The organism is Sphingobacterium sp. UT-1RO-CII-1, assembly GCF_026711005.1.
Classification (GTDB): Bacteria; Bacteroidota; Bacteroidia; order Sphingobacteriales; family Sphingobacteriaceae; genus Sphingobacterium.
In genome coordinates this window covers 240142-257602 of sequence record NZ_JAPPVJ010000002.1, presented here as the reverse complement: position 1 = coordinate 257602, position 17461 = coordinate 240142, and the positions used below count along the sequence as shown (strand labels likewise).

General features: G+C 35.6%; 16 protein-coding genes. 9 read left to right on the top strand and 7 right to left on the bottom strand.

What is annotated here, in order from left to right:
- Positions 1-111: 111 nt before the first annotated feature.
- The 5 genes from ORI89_RS05005 to ORI89_RS04985 all read left to right on the top strand — a co-directional run bounded on the left by ORI89_RS05005 (position 112) and on the right by ORI89_RS04985 (position 6221).
- Positions 112-1881 (top strand): peptide MFS transporter, encoded by a 1770-nt coding sequence (locus ORI89_RS05005; protein WP_268229343.1) that lies wholly within the window; start codon positions 112-114, stop codon positions 1879-1881.
- A gap of 84 nt (positions 1882-1965) precedes the next feature.
- Positions 1966-3450, top strand: coding sequence for a peptide MFS transporter (locus ORI89_RS05000; RefSeq protein WP_268229342.1), 1485 nt, complete (start codon positions 1966-1968; stop codon positions 3448-3450).
- A 68-nt stretch (positions 3451-3518) separates the two neighbouring features.
- Positions 3519-4250 carry a polyprenol monophosphomannose synthase gene (locus tag ORI89_RS04995; protein WP_268229341.1) on the top strand — a complete coding sequence of 244 codons (732 nt, stop codon included), beginning with the start codon at positions 3519-3521 and terminating at the stop codon, positions 4248-4250.
- Between the two features lie 83 nt (positions 4251-4333).
- On the top strand, positions 4334-5356 hold the full coding sequence (gene ruvB, locus ORI89_RS04990) for a Holliday junction branch migration DNA helicase RuvB (protein ID WP_268229340.1): 1023 nt from the start codon (positions 4334-4336) through the stop codon (positions 5354-5356).
- A 13-nt stretch (positions 5357-5369) separates the two neighbouring features.
- On the top strand, positions 5370-6221 hold the full coding sequence (locus tag ORI89_RS04985) for a hypothetical protein (RefSeq protein ID WP_268229339.1): 852 nt from the start codon (positions 5370-5372) through the stop codon (positions 6219-6221).
- 61 nt (positions 6222-6282) lie between these two features.
- Here ORI89_RS04985 and ORI89_RS04980 read toward each other — a convergent pair whose 3' ends face one another.
- On the bottom strand, positions 6283-6693 hold the full coding sequence (locus ORI89_RS04980; RefSeq protein WP_268229338.1) for a hypothetical protein: 411 nt from the start codon (positions 6691-6693) through the stop codon (positions 6283-6285).
- 69 nt (positions 6694-6762) lie between these two features.
- Positions 6763-8187 carry an ATP-dependent DNA helicase gene (locus ORI89_RS04975; RefSeq protein ID WP_268229337.1) on the bottom strand — a complete coding sequence of 475 codons (1425 nt, stop codon included), beginning with the start codon at positions 8185-8187 and terminating at the stop codon, positions 6763-6765.
- An 89-nt stretch (positions 8188-8276) separates the two neighbouring features.
- Here ORI89_RS04975 and ORI89_RS04970 point away from each other — a divergent pair, with 89 nt between their 5' ends.
- From ORI89_RS04970 to coaD, 3 genes are read left to right on the top strand one after another with little or no spacing between them, the layout of a single operon-like run.
- On the top strand, positions 8277-9071 hold the full coding sequence (locus ORI89_RS04970; RefSeq protein ID WP_268229336.1) for a DUF3822 family protein: 795 nt from the start codon (positions 8277-8279) through the stop codon (positions 9069-9071).
- Complete coding sequence (gene rsmD / locus ORI89_RS04965) at positions 9062-9604, top strand: 16S rRNA (guanine(966)-N(2))-methyltransferase RsmD (protein ID WP_268229335.1); 543 nt, start codon at positions 9062-9064, stop codon at positions 9602-9604. The genes ORI89_RS04970 and rsmD overlap by 10 nt, the downstream gene beginning before the upstream one ends.
- A gap of 11 nt (positions 9605-9615) precedes the next feature.
- Entirely contained in the window at positions 9616-10083 is a 468-nt protein-coding gene (gene coaD, locus ORI89_RS04960; protein ID WP_268229334.1) for a pantetheine-phosphate adenylyltransferase, read from the top strand.
- Positions 10084-10087: 4 nt separating this feature from the next.
- Here coaD and ORI89_RS04955 read toward each other — a convergent pair whose 3' ends face one another.
- The 3 genes from ORI89_RS04955 to ORI89_RS04945 form a co-directional block, all read right to left on the bottom strand.
- Positions 10088-11392 (bottom strand): DEAD/DEAH box helicase, encoded by a 1305-nt coding sequence (locus tag ORI89_RS04955; protein ID WP_268229333.1) that lies wholly within the window; start codon positions 11390-11392, stop codon positions 10088-10090.
- Positions 11393-11482: 90 nt separating this feature from the next.
- Positions 11483-12205, bottom strand: coding sequence for a dTMP kinase (tmk, locus tag ORI89_RS04950; RefSeq protein ID WP_268229332.1), 723 nt, complete (start codon positions 12203-12205; stop codon positions 11483-11485).
- Between the two features lie 244 nt (positions 12206-12449).
- The gene (locus tag ORI89_RS04945) at positions 12450-13076 is read right to left on the bottom strand and encodes a response regulator (RefSeq protein WP_268229331.1); all 627 of its coding nucleotides are present in this window, start codon (positions 13074-13076) and stop codon (positions 12450-12452) included.
- Positions 13077-13282: 206 nt separating this feature from the next.
- Between ORI89_RS04945 and ORI89_RS04940 the strand changes: the two genes are divergently transcribed.
- On the top strand, positions 13283-14320 hold the full coding sequence (locus ORI89_RS04940; protein WP_268229330.1) for a hypothetical protein: 1038 nt from the start codon (positions 13283-13285) through the stop codon (positions 14318-14320).
- A gap of 1290 nt (positions 14321-15610) precedes the next feature.
- On the opposite strand, the gene ORI89_RS04935 is transcribed toward ORI89_RS04940, so the two are convergent.
- Positions 15611-16198, bottom strand: a complete 588-nt coding sequence (locus ORI89_RS04935) for an outer membrane beta-barrel protein (RefSeq protein ID WP_268229329.1) — start codon at positions 16196-16198, stop codon at positions 15611-15613.
- A 347-nt stretch (positions 16199-16545) separates the two neighbouring features.
- Complete coding sequence (locus ORI89_RS04930; protein ID WP_268229328.1) at positions 16546-17133, bottom strand: outer membrane beta-barrel protein; 588 nt, start codon at positions 17131-17133, stop codon at positions 16546-16548.
- Between the last annotated feature and the right edge of the window lie 328 nt (positions 17134-17461).

Sequence of the window (17461 nt, the reverse complement as noted above, 5' to 3'; positions counted from 1 at the left end):
TTTTAAGTGTAGTTTATATTGAAAATGCCCGTAGTATTGTTACGGGCATTTTTTCTTCGTGGGCAGGTATAATATAATCAATTTGCTTATTTTTGAACCGAAATTTGAGATATGATGAAAGAAAATCAAGATATCAGTATACAAGCTGATGTTTCTTCTAAGCCACTATTAGGGCATCCACCAGGTTTATTTGTATTGTTTTTTACAGAAATGTGGGAGCGTTTCTCTTTTTACGGAATGCGTGTTTTGTTGATACAATTTTTAACAGCTTCCGTATTAGGTGCTAATCCTGGATGGGGATGGTCTGCTGAGCAAGCAGGTGCTTTATATGGTACCTATGCTATGTTGTTATATATCACTCCGATTTTTGGCGGTATTATCGCAGATAAATATATAGGTTCTCGTGCATCTGTTATTATAGGAGCTGCTATCATGACTCTTGGCCATGCCTCGATGGCATTTAATTCGCCTGTCATGTTTTTTGCAGGTCTTGCTTTGTTAGTTATAGGAACAGGATTTTTCAAGCCTAATATGCCCGCTATTTTGGGAGAGATGTATAAAGAGCTCCCAAATAAAAAAGACAGTGCATATACTATATTCTATATGGGGGTAAATGCCGGTGCGTTTTTTGGTATGATGCTATGTGGGTATCTAGCTGAAACTATTGGTTGGCATTGGGGGTTTGGTTTAGCCGGAATATTCATGTTACTTGGTACTGTGCAATTTTGGCTGGCGGGGCCACTATTTGGTCGTTTGGGCATTTTGGAGAAGAAGACAGAGGAAGAAAAAGAAACAGTTACAGGTTTGGAGGAAGGAGAAACGAAGCATAACAATTTCACTAAACTTGATATGTTCTTGATCTTCATTGTAGGTTTAGTAGGTTTAACTTATGCTTTTAATGATCCTCTTTCCAAGAGTGATGTTTTAGATGTTTTTTCTAGCCTAGATAATCAATATATGAGAGGGCAGGATAGCATGGTTATTGGGGCTTTAATTTTATTCTTAATTCTAATCGTTTCTCGTATACAGCGCTATGCAAAGGTTGTTAGAGATCGTATGTATGCTGTTATACTTTTAGCTTTCTTTCTAACCTTTTTCTTCATGAGTTTTGAGCAAGGCGCTACATCTTTAGTCTTGGTTGCACGAGATTATGTGGATAGGGAGTTGACGGGAAATAGTCTTTTAGTATTCAATATCGTGAATACACTTTTAACTATTGTTCCTCTCATTATTATCAGTTGGGTACTGATTAGGCTTGCTAAAATAACGTGGACTAAAATAGCCCTATCTAATATTATTCTTTTTCTTTGTTTTGCACTTATATGGGGGGCTGGTATATGGATGTTATATAATGAATTCACAGCGGAGATATCGGAGATTAAAGTTTCCTGGTTTTCCATTCTAAACTCCTTTTTTATTATAGCCTTAGCATCCTCCGTATCTAAAATCTGGGATTCCAAATATAACCCGTCAGCTGCCTTCAAATATGGTATAGGTTTGTTCCTCGTTGCAATTGGCTTTTTAATATTAGGCTTTGGTTCATTACAAGTTAGTGACGGAGTGAAAATTTCTATGGTATTTTTGGTACTGACGTATTTATTCCATACGCTAGGTGAGCTATTTATTTCCCCAGTAGGGCTATCTTATGTGTCCAAATTAGTACCGGCCCGGATGCTTGCTTTTATGTTTGGTATGTGGTATGTCGCTTTAGCTATTGCTCAAAAGATTGCAGGCATATTAGGAGGACAGATAGAAATTATTCAGAAGAGCTATTCGCTAAGTCATTTCTTTTTCTTATTTACCATTATTCCTGCAGCTGCTGGACTTTTGGTCATTTTATTGAACCCCATTATTAAACGCCTAATGCATGGCGTAAAATAAAACATTTGGAATCCATCGTACAAGAATCTTGAGTGTCTTGTACGATGGAATCCCTTATTATCGTAAACTATATTTCATAGTGCAATGGAAAAAAAGTTGACATTAGAAGAAATTCAAAATTTCGAAGGTAAATACCCTAAACAATTATGGTATTTATTTTTAGTAGAGATGTGGGAACGTTTTTGCTTTTATGGAATGCGAGGTGTTCTCGCTATTTTTATGGTTGATCAGTTGTTTTTAAGTGATCAGGAAGCCAATTTAAAGTACGGTGCAATTCAGGCTTTTGTCTATGCTTTTACTTTTGTGGGGGGAATTTTTGCGGATAAAGTCCTTGGCTTTAAGCAGTCGCTTACTTTTGGCGCTATTTTGATGATCGCCGGAAATGGATTGATTGCTATTGACCCTCATCAGTATTTTTATTTCGGTATTGCATTAACCATAATTGGTACAGGTTTTTTTAAGCCCAATATTTCATCCATGGTAGGCGATCTTTATAAAGAAGGTGATTCTAGGCGTGATGCTGGTTTTGGTATTTTCTATTCAGGTATAAATATTGGAGCTCTATTAGGAGGTGCTCTTTGCGTTTGGTTGGGAAAGCAATACTCCTGGAATTTAGCTTTTTTGGCCGCATCCCTAGTTATGGTGATCGGTATCATCATTTTTTTACTGACAAAGAAACACTTAGGGCCAATTGGAAACAGTCCTTTACTGCACTTGCCCAAGTCAAAAAAAGTAACACGTGAAGTTTTAGTTTATGTAGTTGCCTTATTATCTATTCCATTAATATTTTTAATGGTAAATAATACAAACTATACCGATATCTTTATGTATCTGGTGGGACCTGCCGCTTTGTTATATTTTTTGTATCAGTTTTTGCGAGAAAAAGATAAAAAAGTTCGCCAGCAACTTACTGCCGCATTGATTCTAATCTTATTTTCTATTTTATTTTTCGCCATATTTGAGCAAGCAGGTGGCTCTTTAGCTCTTTTTGCCAATAACAATTTACATCATAATTTAGCTTTTATTACTATAGATCCAAATGTGGTCAATAATGGTGCAAATTCTATGTTTGTTATCATTTTTAGCCCATTATTAGGTTTGTTATGGTTAGCCTTAGCAAAACGGAAAATAGAACCGAATACTGTTGTTAAGTTCGGGCTTGGTTTTGTTCTGTTGGCAGTTGCCTATTACATCTTTTATAGCACCCGATTTTTTGCAAATGAAGAGGGGGAAACATCTTTAGAGGTGTTTACAGTAGCGTATTTGGCAGTAACTTTAGGAGAGCTATGTTTGTCGCCAATTGGTCTTTCCATGATTACGAAGTTATCACCTCGTCACCTGGGAGGCATGATGATGGGACTTTGGTTTTTGGCTAGTGCTTATGGGCAATATGTAGCAGGTTTGCTAGGTGCGGGTATGTCATCACCTGATGAGAACGCTTCTTTACTTGATAAATTACTAGCCTATACAGACGGTTATCATCAATTAGCTATTTATGCTCTTGTAGCAGGCGTTGCTATTATCATTTTATCTCCATTAGTTAAAAAGCTAATGCATGGTGTTAACTAAAAACATCTGAAAGCTGTTCTTAGTAAGAGAAAGTAAAGTTTTGTAACTTTGATTGTTTTAATTGATAGATGAGCGATAGTTTAGTAATTATTCCTACATACAACGAAAAAGAAAATATCGAACGTATTCTACGTACGGTTTTCAATCTTTCGGTTTCTTTTCATGTTTTGGTTGTAGACGACGGGTCCCCGGACGGTACAGCAGAAATTGTCAAAAGAGTTCAGGCAGAGTTTCCCGATCGTTTGTATATAGAAGAACGTGTAGGTAAATTAGGACTCGGTACAGCTTATATACATGGTTTCAAATGGGCTTTGAGTCGTAGTTACAACTTTGTTTTCGAAATGGATGCTGATTTTAGTCATAATCCCAATGATCTGGTTCGTTTACGGCAAGCTTGCATTGAAGGGGCCGACATGGCTATAGGCTCACGCTATGTAAATGGTGTAAATGTAGTCAATTGGCCAATGAGTAGAGTCTTGATGTCCTATTTTGCATCGGTATATGTGCGTATGGTCACCCGAATTAAAATACAGGATTCTACGGCGGGTTTCGTTTGTTTTAAACGTGAAGTATTGGAAACAATACAATTAGATGAAATTCGTTTTGTGGGCTATGCTTTTCAAATAGAGATGAAATTTAAGGCAATTGAATTGGGTTTTAATGTAGTGGAAGTTCCTATTATCTTTACAGATCGAACCGAGGGAGTTTCTAAGATGAATACAAAGATTTTCAGGGAAGCCTTTTTTGGTGTTATTCAATTAAAACTCGAAAGTTTATTTACTCGACGCAAGAGTAAATAGTGCATTGTTTGTCGCTTAAGTACTACATTATTTTGTTTTGTACGAAGAAGGCAAATTAATTCTTATTAATTTTAAAGATCATCATGAACGAACATCTTGACCCGAATCCTGATAAGCTTAATGCTGTAGACAAAGACATCGAAAGAGTCTTACGTCCACAAGCTTTTGAAGATTTTACAGGACAGGATAAAATTCTTGAAAACCTCTCTATTTTTGTTGAGGCGGCAAAACTAAGAGGAGAAGCTCTTGATCATGTTTTACTACATGGACCTCCGGGATTAGGTAAAACAACATTATCTAATATTATTGCCAATGAAATGGGCGTAAGTATCAAAATTACATCTGGCCCTGTTTTGGATAAACCTGGTGATTTAGCGGGCTTATTGACCAACCTGGAAGAAGGAGATGTTCTATTTATTGATGAAATACACCGCCTGAGCCCTTTAGTAGAGGAATATTTATACTCTGCAATGGAGGATTTCAAAATTGACATCATGCTAGAGACAGGCCCTAATGCCCGGTCTGTGCAGATATCATTAAACCCCTTTACATTAATAGGAGCTACTACACGATCGGGTTTATTAACATCTCCGCTTCGTGCTCGTTTTGGCATTAATTCGAGATTGCAGTACTATGATGTTAAATTACTCACAACGATTGTGCTACGTTCAGCGGGAATATTAAATACACCCATTAGTGATGAGGGGGCGTATGAAATAGCGAGAAGGAGCCGGGGTACGCCACGTATTGCCAATGCACTATTGCGGCGTACACGGGATTTTGCACAAATCAAAGGAGATGGAACCATAGATCGAGCAATTGCTCAATATGCTCTAAATGCCCTAAATGTTGACGAAAATGGGCTGGATGAAATGGATAATCGTATTTTATTAACCATTATCGATAAGTTTAAAGGAGGACCTGTAGGTTTAAAAACCATTGCTACAGCTGTAGGCGAGGATGAGGGCACCATAGAGGAGGTTTATGAACCGTTTTTAATACAAGAAGGTTATTTAATGCGAACTGCACGAGGAAGAGAGTGTACAGAATTGACTTATAAACATCTAGGTCGAATTAATTTAAACAAAGGAAATACATTATTTTAGTTTATAAGTAAAAATGAAGCTTAATATAGTAAGAGGCATCTCGTTGTTGTTTTTGTTGTCCGGTTTTAGTGCGCAGGCTCAATTGCGCTGCCCGCCCATTACACAATCGGGACAAGCGTCACAACGTTTTGATGTAAGTGCAGGTGTAGGTGTAACGTTACTGTACGGTGATATTAATGCGAATAAGAACCAAGGGTTGGCAGGTTTTATAAAGGGCGATTATAACATCTATAAAGGCTTTTATGGCGGAGTAGAAGGGCAATTTGGGAAACTCAAGGCAAAAGGTTTTCCAAACTATAACGTTCCAAGCAAATGGGATCCGAGAGAAGTTGATAACAGTTATTTTACTTTAGGACTAAATGTAACAGCCTATCCTTATCGTTTCTTTGTTAATGAGCGTGATCTTGCGCGCAAAGGCTTCTTCGAAAGAAATATATTAAATGGCTTTAATATAGGCCTGGGAATGGGTGTTTTGTTCAATAACTATAAATACGTAAATCGAGAACCGACCTATTATGATGATGATGGAATGCCATTCAGTGTAGGTGAGAATATTATGAACGGTCCGCATCAAGTTATAGAATTAGACGATGGGTTTGGCAATATAACACAAGAAAAGATATTTTCTAAAAAAGAAAAGAGTACGATATTACCTAAATTAAATATAGGTTTCTCTATTCCTTTGAATAAGTATACTACCTATCAAAACTACTACTACAGTTTAGTGATCAACTCGCAGTTCAACTTTTCTAACAATGATCTGCTGGATGGTTATGATCCTTTAAATTCTCAAGGACAGCGTCCTGATGGGGCTAAAAACGATATGTATAACTTCACCAATATTGGTGTTAAAGTTACTTTTTAGATTAGAGCATTTCTCACTCCGTGGCTAGCACAAAGGCACGGAGTAAGAAATGCTATTTATACTAATACTCAAAAAACTTGTTAGGCTTTCTCTTAAGCTCGATATTTTTATCACCTATTTTAATTTTCAGTAAATCATTTTCTAAAACTTGTATGGCTACAGCAGATTCCTGTTCTTTGTCTTCTGTAAATAAGTTTTTTGTATAGACATTAAGGTATAATATTTTTAGTCCTTTGTCGTAGCCGGTAACCTCGTATTTTTTATTGATTGCTGTCGTATTATTATTGCCTTGTTCAAATGTAAACCTTGCTATATCTTCTCCTATAAATGTTACCGAATGTAGCTCTGTCTCTTTGTTGTTTTCATTAATCCAGTGTCCGTTTAGAAAGGAATGGCTCTCTATCGGCGAGTGCAAAAAAAGAGGAATAAATAATACAGCGAAATAATTAAAGATCTGTGTTATCATCATCATAAACGTTAAAATAAAACCCTATGTTTTAGTTAAACACACATTGTGGTAGACTTAAAGTTATAAAAAAACTCAATCATTATAAAATTTAGGATTAAAATTCACTAAAAACAGTTGCTTTGTGGCTCGGGTTAAAGCTGTATACAGCCAACGTAAAAAATCGCTATTCAGCATTTCATCATTTAAGTATCCTTGGTCTACAAAGACACTTAACCATTGTCCACCTTGCGCCTTGTGGCATGTAATTGCATAAGCAAATTTTATCTGAAGTGCATTGTAATAGGGGTCTTTTTTTATAGCTTCGAGGCGATCTTTTTTAGTCGGGATATCGGCATAATCTGCTGCTATAGAATTATACAGTTTTTTTTGATTTTCATAGCTCAAGTTTGGTCCATCTTCATAAATACTATCCAACAATACCCGACAATTGATAGGATCAAGCTCATCATCATCCACAAATTCCAGCGCAATGTCTGCAAATCGAAAACCATGTTCTTCATGCTGGTTGCTCACCTTTCTTACTTTAGCCAAATCCCCATTAGCTATAAACCCCGTATTTTTTTCATCATGTTGCTGCAGCCAATAATAATTGTTTTTTACCACCATAATCATGTCTCCTCCGGTAATCTCTTCATCACGAAAAAGTATCTGGTTGCGAATGTGTTTATTGTATAAATTAGCAGAACGATTTGAACGACATATTACAATGGAGTTTTCTAAACCAAATTTATCATAACTGTAATGTAAGCCTTCGATAAGCCTATCTCCGGTCATTCTAAAAATATCCTTATAGCCTTTTACTTTAAACTGTGGAAAAGGTAGTGCGCTATCATCTTGCAACTGTGGAATGTCATCTCTGATTTTAGTGGCATTCACCAAAATACCTGATGCGTTTTTTTGCCTAACAACAGTCCTTAGTTCATAGTAAAATACTGTCAAATAATATTTTGATGCTAAGTAAGCGGCGTCTAGTGCAGGGCTCTCCAGCATTCCGACTGGGGGTAATTGGGCAGTATCGCCGACAAACATCAAGCAACAATTCTTACCACTTCGTACATAGCGTATTAAATCGTCTAAAACGGAATTTGAAAACACATGCGCACTTTCATCGGAAATCATCGAAGCCTCATCAATAATAAAAAGGGTGTTTTCGTGGAGGTTTTCGGCTAGCGTAAAATCTAACTCAAGACTGGATGCAGACTTCTTCCTGTATATTTTTTTATGTACTGTATAGGCCTTACGTCCGGAGTAATGGCTCATCACTTTTGCAGCCCGGCCCGTAGGAGCTAGTAAAACAGTTCGTTTGTTTAGTTGGGGCAATATAGAAACAACTGCGCCTATAATAGTTGTTTTTCCGGTCCCAGCATAACCCCGCAATACAAAACAGTTTGCCTCATTAAACGTGCTTAAAAACTTATCCAATTCATTAAAAGCAGCCAATTGATCCGAAGTCGGATGTTGAGAAAAATGTTGGGTAAGTAGCTTTTTAATGTACATACTCAAAGTTATTTAAAAGGTTGGTCAAATCAATTGTAAAAGCTAAATTTGTTTAGAAGTAAGCAGGGCTTACCGGTACTTTAAATTACATGAAATATACATCAGAAAATTTCCAACTACATCATATATCATCCTATAAGTTATTTGTTAAAACAGATTTTTTAAGGGATACACTTTTGGTTGTAGACGATAAGAATGTCATTCAAGCTTTATATATCTATAATTCAGCATCTCCTGATAATGAAGCTATAAAATTATTGGCTTTACCTTTTTCCGAAGTTTATATTAATATTCCTGTACAAAGTCTGGTTTTATTACCAGAAGAAGTTTTTGATGCAGCAGATGAAGATCTTTATCAAGATTTTTTACAGGATGGGCATAAAGAAAGAACACTGAACTATCCACTGCCACAACAGGGAATTGTGGCTTGCTACCAGTATGACTTAATATTATATAATAAGTGGAAAGCGATTTTTCCGGAAGCTAAATGTATAGCGGACTTCCCGGTCTTACTGCATGAAGCATATGGAAGTGCACATATAGATGAGGAATTGATCGGTTTGAATGTGCGGGATATGCACATCGATTTTTACGTTTATAGACAAGGACAATTACAGCTCTTTACCACTTTTGAGATTGAAACTAAAGATGATTTAGTTTATTTTATGCTCAATACTATACAAACATTAGGGCTATCTAGCCATGTCTCTAAAATTTTAGTTTCTGGCGCTACAGATGCGCATGAGTATGCTAGTGTGTTGCAGCGATTCACTAATAATGTTACTTATATAACATCAAAAACAGTGTTAACTTCTGAGAGAGGAGATGTAGAAAAAGAAGCTGCTTTATTGCATACTTTATTAGATTCGGTGTTATGCGTATAATCGGTGGTCAGTATAGTGGTATTCGTATTAATGCGCCAGCAAATCTCCCGGTTCGACCAACGACGGATATAGCTAAAGAAGCTTTGTTTAATATTTTGAACAATAAAATTGAATTGGACGGGGCAGTATGCTTGGATCTTTTTGCGGGAACGGGCAATATCAGTTTGGAATTGGCTTCGCGTGGTGCTGAAAGGGTAGACGCTGTTGACATACATTTTAAATGCATACAGTTTATTAAAGAAATTAGCAAAAAACTAGAAATCAATACTATCAAAGGAGTAAAGGCAGATGTGCTTAAGTTTATTAAAACAAATAAGCAACAGTATGATTTTATCTTCGTTGATCCACCATTTGATATGCCTATTTTACCACAAATAGCTGATCTTATTTTAGAAGCTGGTTTGTTGAAAGAAGATGGCTTACTTGTAGTGGAGCATCCCAGTGCTCGGAAGATGAATAGCTCTCCTTTTTTGAAAGATACTAGAAAATATGGCTACTCTTCTTTCAGTTTTTTTGATTTCACAACAATATAATATTTTAGACGATGAAAATAGCTGTTTTTCCGGGTTCCTTTGATCCATTTACCAATGCACATCAAGACTTAGTTGAAAGAGCGCTTCCTTTGTTTGATAAGATTATTATAGCTATTGGTGTAAATAGTGTAAAGAAAGGTTTAATGCCTTTTGATGTACGAGTACGTTCAATAGAGGATGTGTTTTCGAACAATCCTAAAATTGTGGTGCAGCAATTTAAGGGCCTCACTGTTGATTATTGCAAAAGTGTAGATGCTACTTTTATACTGCGTGGATTGCGTAGTTCAAAAGATTTCGAATTCGAAAACGCTATAGCACAAAATAATTTACTGCTAGCGCCAAAAATAGAAAGCTACTTTCTTATTGCTAGGTCAGGTCTAGCACATATCTCTTCCACTATTGTAAGAGATATATATGCTAATGGAGGAGACATAAGTCATTTGGTTCCTAGAGAAGTTAAAGAATATTTAATTACTTAGGTTGTTATGTTCGGCCGATACGAACTTTTCTGCCTTTTACCTTTCCGTTGTTTGCTCCCTTAATAATTGCTATGGCCATAGATCGGTCCACAGCTACATAAGACTCCTGATCTTTTATTTCAATCAATCCGATATGTGCTTTTTCTATGGATTCAAAACTAAGTAAAAAACCAAGTATATCCGTTTTGCTTATCTTGTCCTTTTTTCCTCCTGTTACATACAAAGTCACATAGGGCGATTTTGGCGGTAGGGGATATTCTCCATCGAGTTTAATTTCCTCTACATGCTCTGGCAAGTAAGGGTAATTTTCTTCTGGGTTCAGTAATACATATACTTCACCCTGTGCTTGCATTCTGGCTGTACGTCCGTTTCTGTGGATAAAGGAATCTTCCTGGTAGGGTAACTGATAATGAATAATACTATCTATTTCAGGAATGTCCAGCCCACGTGCTGCTAAATCAGTTGCTATCAGTATTCTGTTTGAATTATTTTTAAATTTCAAAATCGCTAATTCTCGATCTGTTTGCTCCAAACCTCCATGAAATAAATCATGAGTGATGTCCCTGTCTTCCAATAGTTCACTGATATGATCAACCGCATCACGATGATTACAAAATATCAGAGTCTTTTTCGAACCATTGCTGCACAGTAAATCAAACAATGTTCTCAGCTTATATTTAGCTGGTGAAATAATCTTTTTTATTTTTAAATTAGGTGAAATCTGTTTATCGGAAGAAAAGTCACATAACACATAATCATTCAGTCCTGAAAATGAGGGGATCTCCTCCATTTTTGTTGCTGAAGTTAGAATTCTCGTTGTTAGGTTAGGAAGATATTTTATAATACTCTCCATTTGCGGCTGAAAACCAAATTCCAACGATTTGTCAAACTCATCGAGTACTACTGTTGTTAGATTGTCGCTATTAATATGATTGCGATCGAAATGGTATAACAGCCTCCCGGGTGTACCTACAATTATAGCCGGAGCATCTCTGAGTTTATTGCGTTCTGTTTTAGTACTGTTCCCTCCGTAGCAGCAGGTTACTTTAAAGTTTTGATTTACCTTTTTTGTCACGTTTTCAATCTGAAGCGCAAGCTCACGGCTTGGAACAATAATTAAAACTTGGGTGTTATTTATCTTCTGTTGTAAATATTTAGTAAGGATTAAGCAAAAAGCTAAAGTTTTTCCGCTGCCTGTTGGCGCATACAAAACAAAGTCTTTTTTTGGTATATGCTGTTGCACGACAGACTTTTGCATTTCATTGAGCTCGTCAATCTGCATGCTCTTTAGTATTCTTTCTATTTGCATTTCACAAAAGTACGTATTATTATGAGCTTGTATTCAATCCTGTTTAAAGAGAGCATTGAGCCTTCTGCTTATTCTAGAACTATCTTTATTTTACTTGCTGTCCAATATTCTATTGTTCAGGATCGTACTGTCCACTAGTTGTATTTTTTCAAAAATTGCGTCGTGAATCTGCTCTTTTGACAACCACTTTTCGTCATTGCCAAAGCAGTCAATTTTATGAAAATCGGCCTGTTCCTTCAGCATGGCTAAATACTCGCTATATACATTCCTTTGTAGTTCCAGAGAGTCCTCATGTATGTCTTTTTTTCCATTCAGATATGCTCTGTCAGCTCCTGTTCTTGCCGAATTTAATGAGTTTTCTATATGGCTGAAAGGTACATTTAAAAAGAATGACAGATCTGGTTCCGGTAGTTTATTATGGCCAAACTCAAAATCAAGAATCCATTTCTTTAGATCTGTTTTGTCAGTGTGTTCTTTAGTTTTTGCACATTGAAAAGCGATATTAGAATTGACATATCTGTCCATAATGACGAGATAACCTTCGCTCAACCATTCTTCAAGCAAAGGTTTGTGTTCATTTCTGTCTTCCGCAAATAGGAGGGCAACTAGTTTAGGATGTACATGTTCTAATGAGCCTAATTCGCCTCGAAGATACTTAGCAATAAGATTGCCGTATTCTCCTTGATTTAGCATTGGAAAATGTATAAATTTATGTTTAACACCTAATTTATTCAACTTAGCAGTCAGTAACTCAATTTGAGTTGATTTGCCTGAACCATCTAATCCTTCAATAGTAATTATTTTACCTTCCATCTTCGTTTAAATCAAAATAGTATTATGGATCTAATGCAGCGCTATCTGAATGACGCTTTACCGTAAGCTGACCAGGTTATGTGTCTCTTCATCCTTCGGTTTTAGACCAGAGTGCTAGCAAAACTACCAATAATTTTGAGCTTTTGGCTGGTAAAATTGTTTTTAACCTTTATCTATGGACATAGGTATTTAAGGCATTGTTGTCTAGTTTTAAAGGATTACTAGACTTTAAATATAAAACCTTTTATATCAGTTTATTTTCGGTCGCTATTTTAACGAGTTCGATCATATTTTTAGCTTTGAACTTTTTAAGTAGGTTTCTCCTGTGTGTTTCTACGGTAATTACCGAAATGAATAGTTCTTCTGCTATTTTGGAAGAAATGGCACCATTAGCAATCGCTTTTAGAATCTGTTGTTCACGTTTCGTTAATCGGGGGAGTTCATAGTTATTAGTAATTGGTCTGGTCATAATTTGCTTCACTTCTTTGGTCAATGCAAGATCGCCTTTCAGTGAATTTTCAATACACTGTACTATTTCCTTAGCATCAGCATTTTTTAGAATATATCCATTACCGCCGTTCTCTAAAAATCTAAAGATAATGCTTCGCTCAGCTTGGTTGCTTATTCCTATTACAATTGTTTTAGGTGATTTCTCCTTGATTTTTTTACAAAACTCAAGGCCATTTCCGTCGCTTAACATAATATCGAGCAAGACAATGTCTGTTCTGTTTTCGCAAATGAAGTCTAAAGCGGGGATACCTTTTGTAAAAGCAGATATCCTAAATTTTTTCTTTTGTTTTAGTAATGATTGTAATCCTTCTACAATCATTGGATGATCATCTACTATTACTAAATTTAAAGAGTTATTCATTGATATATCTACATTTATAGTCCTGCTTTTTTTGCATGCGGTAATATATCAACAATTATGTTGAGTATGGCAGTAGGGTACTTATTTTTTTTCTATCCTCTAAAAAATCATGGTAAACCATTAGAAATTTAATCGAGGTTTTTGGTGATTTGATTGATCTTTCATTTTACATAAATTTGGACCTTATATCAAAGATAAAATACAAGATGATAAAAATAAATGCCAACATCACTTTCTTAGGATTAACAAAATATTGTCTTTTCAAAAGAAAATTACCATACTTTTTCAATTTATTATCAATGAAAGGAATTATTACGCATAGTATGTTCTCTTTATTTCTTTTATTTAGTTGTAGTGACTCTGAAGTGGAGAAGCCAATAGGAGATGATGACAATGGTCAGATAATTAATAAGCCGTTTACCGAAGGATCTGTTGAAATGGGAATTTTTAGTAATGATATTGATTTGGGCGGGATTATTAACAAAATAGATTTTTCAGAAAATGATGTAAAACGACAATATGAAAATTTAATAGAAAAAGACGAAGAAGTAAAAAATATAGTTGATGTAATAAGAAGGGCTGGAAACCAAAATCCATTAGTAGCTTTAGCTATGACTATGAATATTTCGGAATGCACTTATTATTTGAAAAACAATGAAGTGCTAGCAGATGTTCGTGGCTTTGGTTGGAACATGCATAACTATCATAACACATCCCTAGATAAAGGTAGCATCTATTTAGAAACACTCACTAAATTTGATGAAATTGCCAAAGAAGACAGAGTTGTATATACCTCCTATAGGCCCTCTCAAAATACGGGTATAACTGCTATAAATACTATTGATTTTAGTGGTTTTGAACGTGAGGTTCAAAGTGAAAAACGAAATATTCTAGGGTATGAATGTAGCGCTATAGAGTATGTGCCTAAATTCGTCGACGAAAACACCCCTTTGCAATTACAAAAAATAATTGTTTATACTTCACCGTTATTCAGCAACACTATAAATTTTACACACCCATTCTATTTAGCAGAAAATGATGGTATCTTGCGTTTAGATATTTATTATCTAAAAAATGAAAGCCCGACGTTAATTATGAAGCCAAAAAATATTAAAGAGCATGCGATTAGTCCAAAAAACTTAACGAGTAAAATTGGTGCCCCAGTTTATTCTATTGATGACATGAATTGGGGGTTTAAATCATTAGCGATTATGATGAGCGGCTGGGGGATGTTGGAAAAATAAATAAAATTAGTTTAAGAAATCGAGAAGTTCTAACAAGAGTGTATAAGTAAAAGATATACATAGCCGTTCAGTTTATCGAATGGCTTTTTTATAGTTTTATTTTTCGTACGGTGTTTTTTTAGAAGTCGTTGTAACTATGGATTGAGTGGACCGGTTTAATAGATGGAGAAAGAGCGACTAGATTCTTGTGCACACAGTGATATAATCCATAAAGTATTTGACGGCTAATGCTTCTTACATAGTCATGATGTCCTATGTTTTTAGTGCAATAGCACACTCATTCGTTTTAGCCGTTGTACACTTCTCGCTTAAAGCTTACTTCCTTAGGTGTAAGTTCGCATCTTTGAAAGGTTTGTCTAGTAAATAAATAGCAACTGCAATAGACTTTGTTCTTAGTCCCAAAAACCTGCTCATATATACTGCTTACAGCTATGTTGTTATTGTATAAATAGCCGCAAATGCTGAGAATATGGTCATTAGCGCTACATACATAGTCATTAGCGCTACATACATAGCGCCTTTTGGAATTACATGGCTTTATTGTAATGTGTAAATCAGACTATGTATGTTGTTTTAGCCGTCAATGTTTTTTACATAGCGCTTGTTGTCTTTTACATAGGGCTTATTGTCTTGATATTTACGGACTGGTGTAATTACAAAAACAGCAAAACATTGCAAAATGGGGCAAAGAATTATTCATTGAGGGTTAAGTATGTTTACTTAGCAGATAAAGTAGCATACCTAGCCGGCTAAGTCATCATACTTGGCCGTTCATGTAAAGGACTTACTCTTCATGTATGTCTTCAAAATGGATCATTTAGTAAAGATAGTCTCTTTTTAAAGCTGCTTTATGATGCTGTTAACACTCTTTTAAGTAGCAGGCGGACAATAACTAAAGAGTTCTTATCAGGGATAATTATCATCTTGCCTTTTCGTTATATATTCTTTTTTGTCGTAATAAGATCCAAAGATTGGTCTTTGTTACCCTCGTTTTGCAAGCGTAGATCCAATGGAGATGAAGCGGCAATCAAGCGATGAATGTAATACTATTTATGCAACGGTTAGGTAAGGGGAGAAGAGACAAAGAGTATACCTCTGTCTGCGGAAAAAGGCTATGAACTTAAAAATTTACGCAACTCCTATTTTTTACTATAAAGCGTGAATGAAATCTGTGTATATTGTTAAGTAGGTATTCTTAATAAGAAAAGGTGCCGGAATACCGACACCTCTCTGCGTTTACTTGTTTTTCCTGAAAGCTTGCGCATTTATTATGAACTATTGTTTCAATTCTTAAAAATGAAATTGCACACCTAATGTTGGACTTAGTGAATTTGCATCTAGACCAAATTTAGTAGTCGTAACATCTGCTGTTTTATCTTTGTTGGACTCAAAGTAAAGACCACGTACTTTCAATTCGATTCCCACTCTGCTAGTAGGGAAGAAAGCAAAACCAGGAGCTAGCTCAACACCGATATTCTGGAATTTAGACTCAGTTTCTGCACCTGCTTTATCAGCCGTAGTTTTACCAAACTGCATAGGCACTGATAATTGACTGAAGAAACGGAACTGTCCATTACCTACATAGTTTCTAGCAAATGGAGCTACATTGAATGCATCTGTTTTTACATTGTTGTTTTTGTCAGCTTCATTCTTGCTCCAGTTGTAACCAACTGCTGTACCTACGGCCCAGTTGTCACTAACGAAGTAACTAACTGTAGGGTTGATAGAGAAAGAGTTCGCTTTAACGTCCGTATCTTTTACTTTTGAAGTTTCGAAACCAACCTGACCACCTACTAAGAATTTACCTTTTTCAGTTTGAGCTTGTGAAGCAAATGTTAAAGCTGTAACAGCTGTTAATGTAAGTAATATTTTTTTCATGATTTTAAAATTTAATTGTTCTTAATAATTGACTTTGTATCAATTTAAGTCAAATAGTTCAATCCCTGTGCCAATGTTGATTTGTATTGTCATTGTAATGTTTGTTTGCACAACTAATGTGATTTATCTCTATTTAAAGCTATATTTAGTGGAAAAATGTAGAAGAAAGCTTACAATAGTTAGACTGACAAGAACACTGTCGTTATAGCATATGTTGGCAGATAATTGGAAGATAAATTGTCAGGTAGAGGGCAGAGAAGAGTGTGCTGGATACTAGCCAACTATTACTTTATAAAAAAAGGTGTTAGCTTTTCAACTAACACCTCTTTTTTATTTTTGTTTACTTCTTAGAAGTGAAACTGAACACCTAAAGTTGGTTTCAATGAGTTAGCATCTAAACCAAATGTGTTTGTTGTAACATCAGCAGTTTTATCTTTGCTTGACTCGAAGTAAAGACCACGTACTTTCAATTCGATACCAATTTTGCTAGTAGGGAAGAAAGCGAAACCTGGAGCTAATTCTACACCAATGTTTTGGAATTTAGACTCGCCTTCAACACCAGCTACTTCTGTAGTAGTTTTACCAAACTGCATAGGAACTGATAACTGGCTGAAGAAACGGAACTGACCGTTACCTACATAATTTCTAGCAAAAGGAGCTACGTTAAAAGCGTCTGTTTTTACGCTTGCGTCTTTAGCAGTCTCGCCTTTAGCCCAGTCATAACCAACAGCAGTACCGATAGCCCAGTTATCGCTAACGAAATAACCTACTGTAGGGTTGATAGAGAATGAATTTGCCTTCGTGTCAGTATCTTTTATTTTCGAAGTTTCGAAACCAACTTGACCACCTACTAAGAATTTACCTTTTTCAGTTTGAGCTTGTGAAGCCAATGTTAAAGCTGCAACAGCAGTTAATGTAAGTAAAATTTTTTTCATATTAATTTGTATTAATGTTGTTTTAAATTGACCTTGAGTCAATTTAAGTCAGGTTGTTCAATCGCTGTGCCACTGATAAAGATAATTGTCATTTAAATGTTTGTTTCTGCAACTATAATTAGATCTTCTTAATATTTAGGTAATTATATTTTAACATTTAATTTATAAATCCTGCTTTAGAGAGGTTTGTAGCGCTATTTCTACAGCAAAATGTCAGCTTGAATTACTGTAAAAAAGGCAGTAGACCTCTTTTGTATGTCAGTTTTACATTTTTAGTAGACAGGGGTCGTATGTAAATCAACTAGGGAAGGGAAGGGGATAAAAAAAG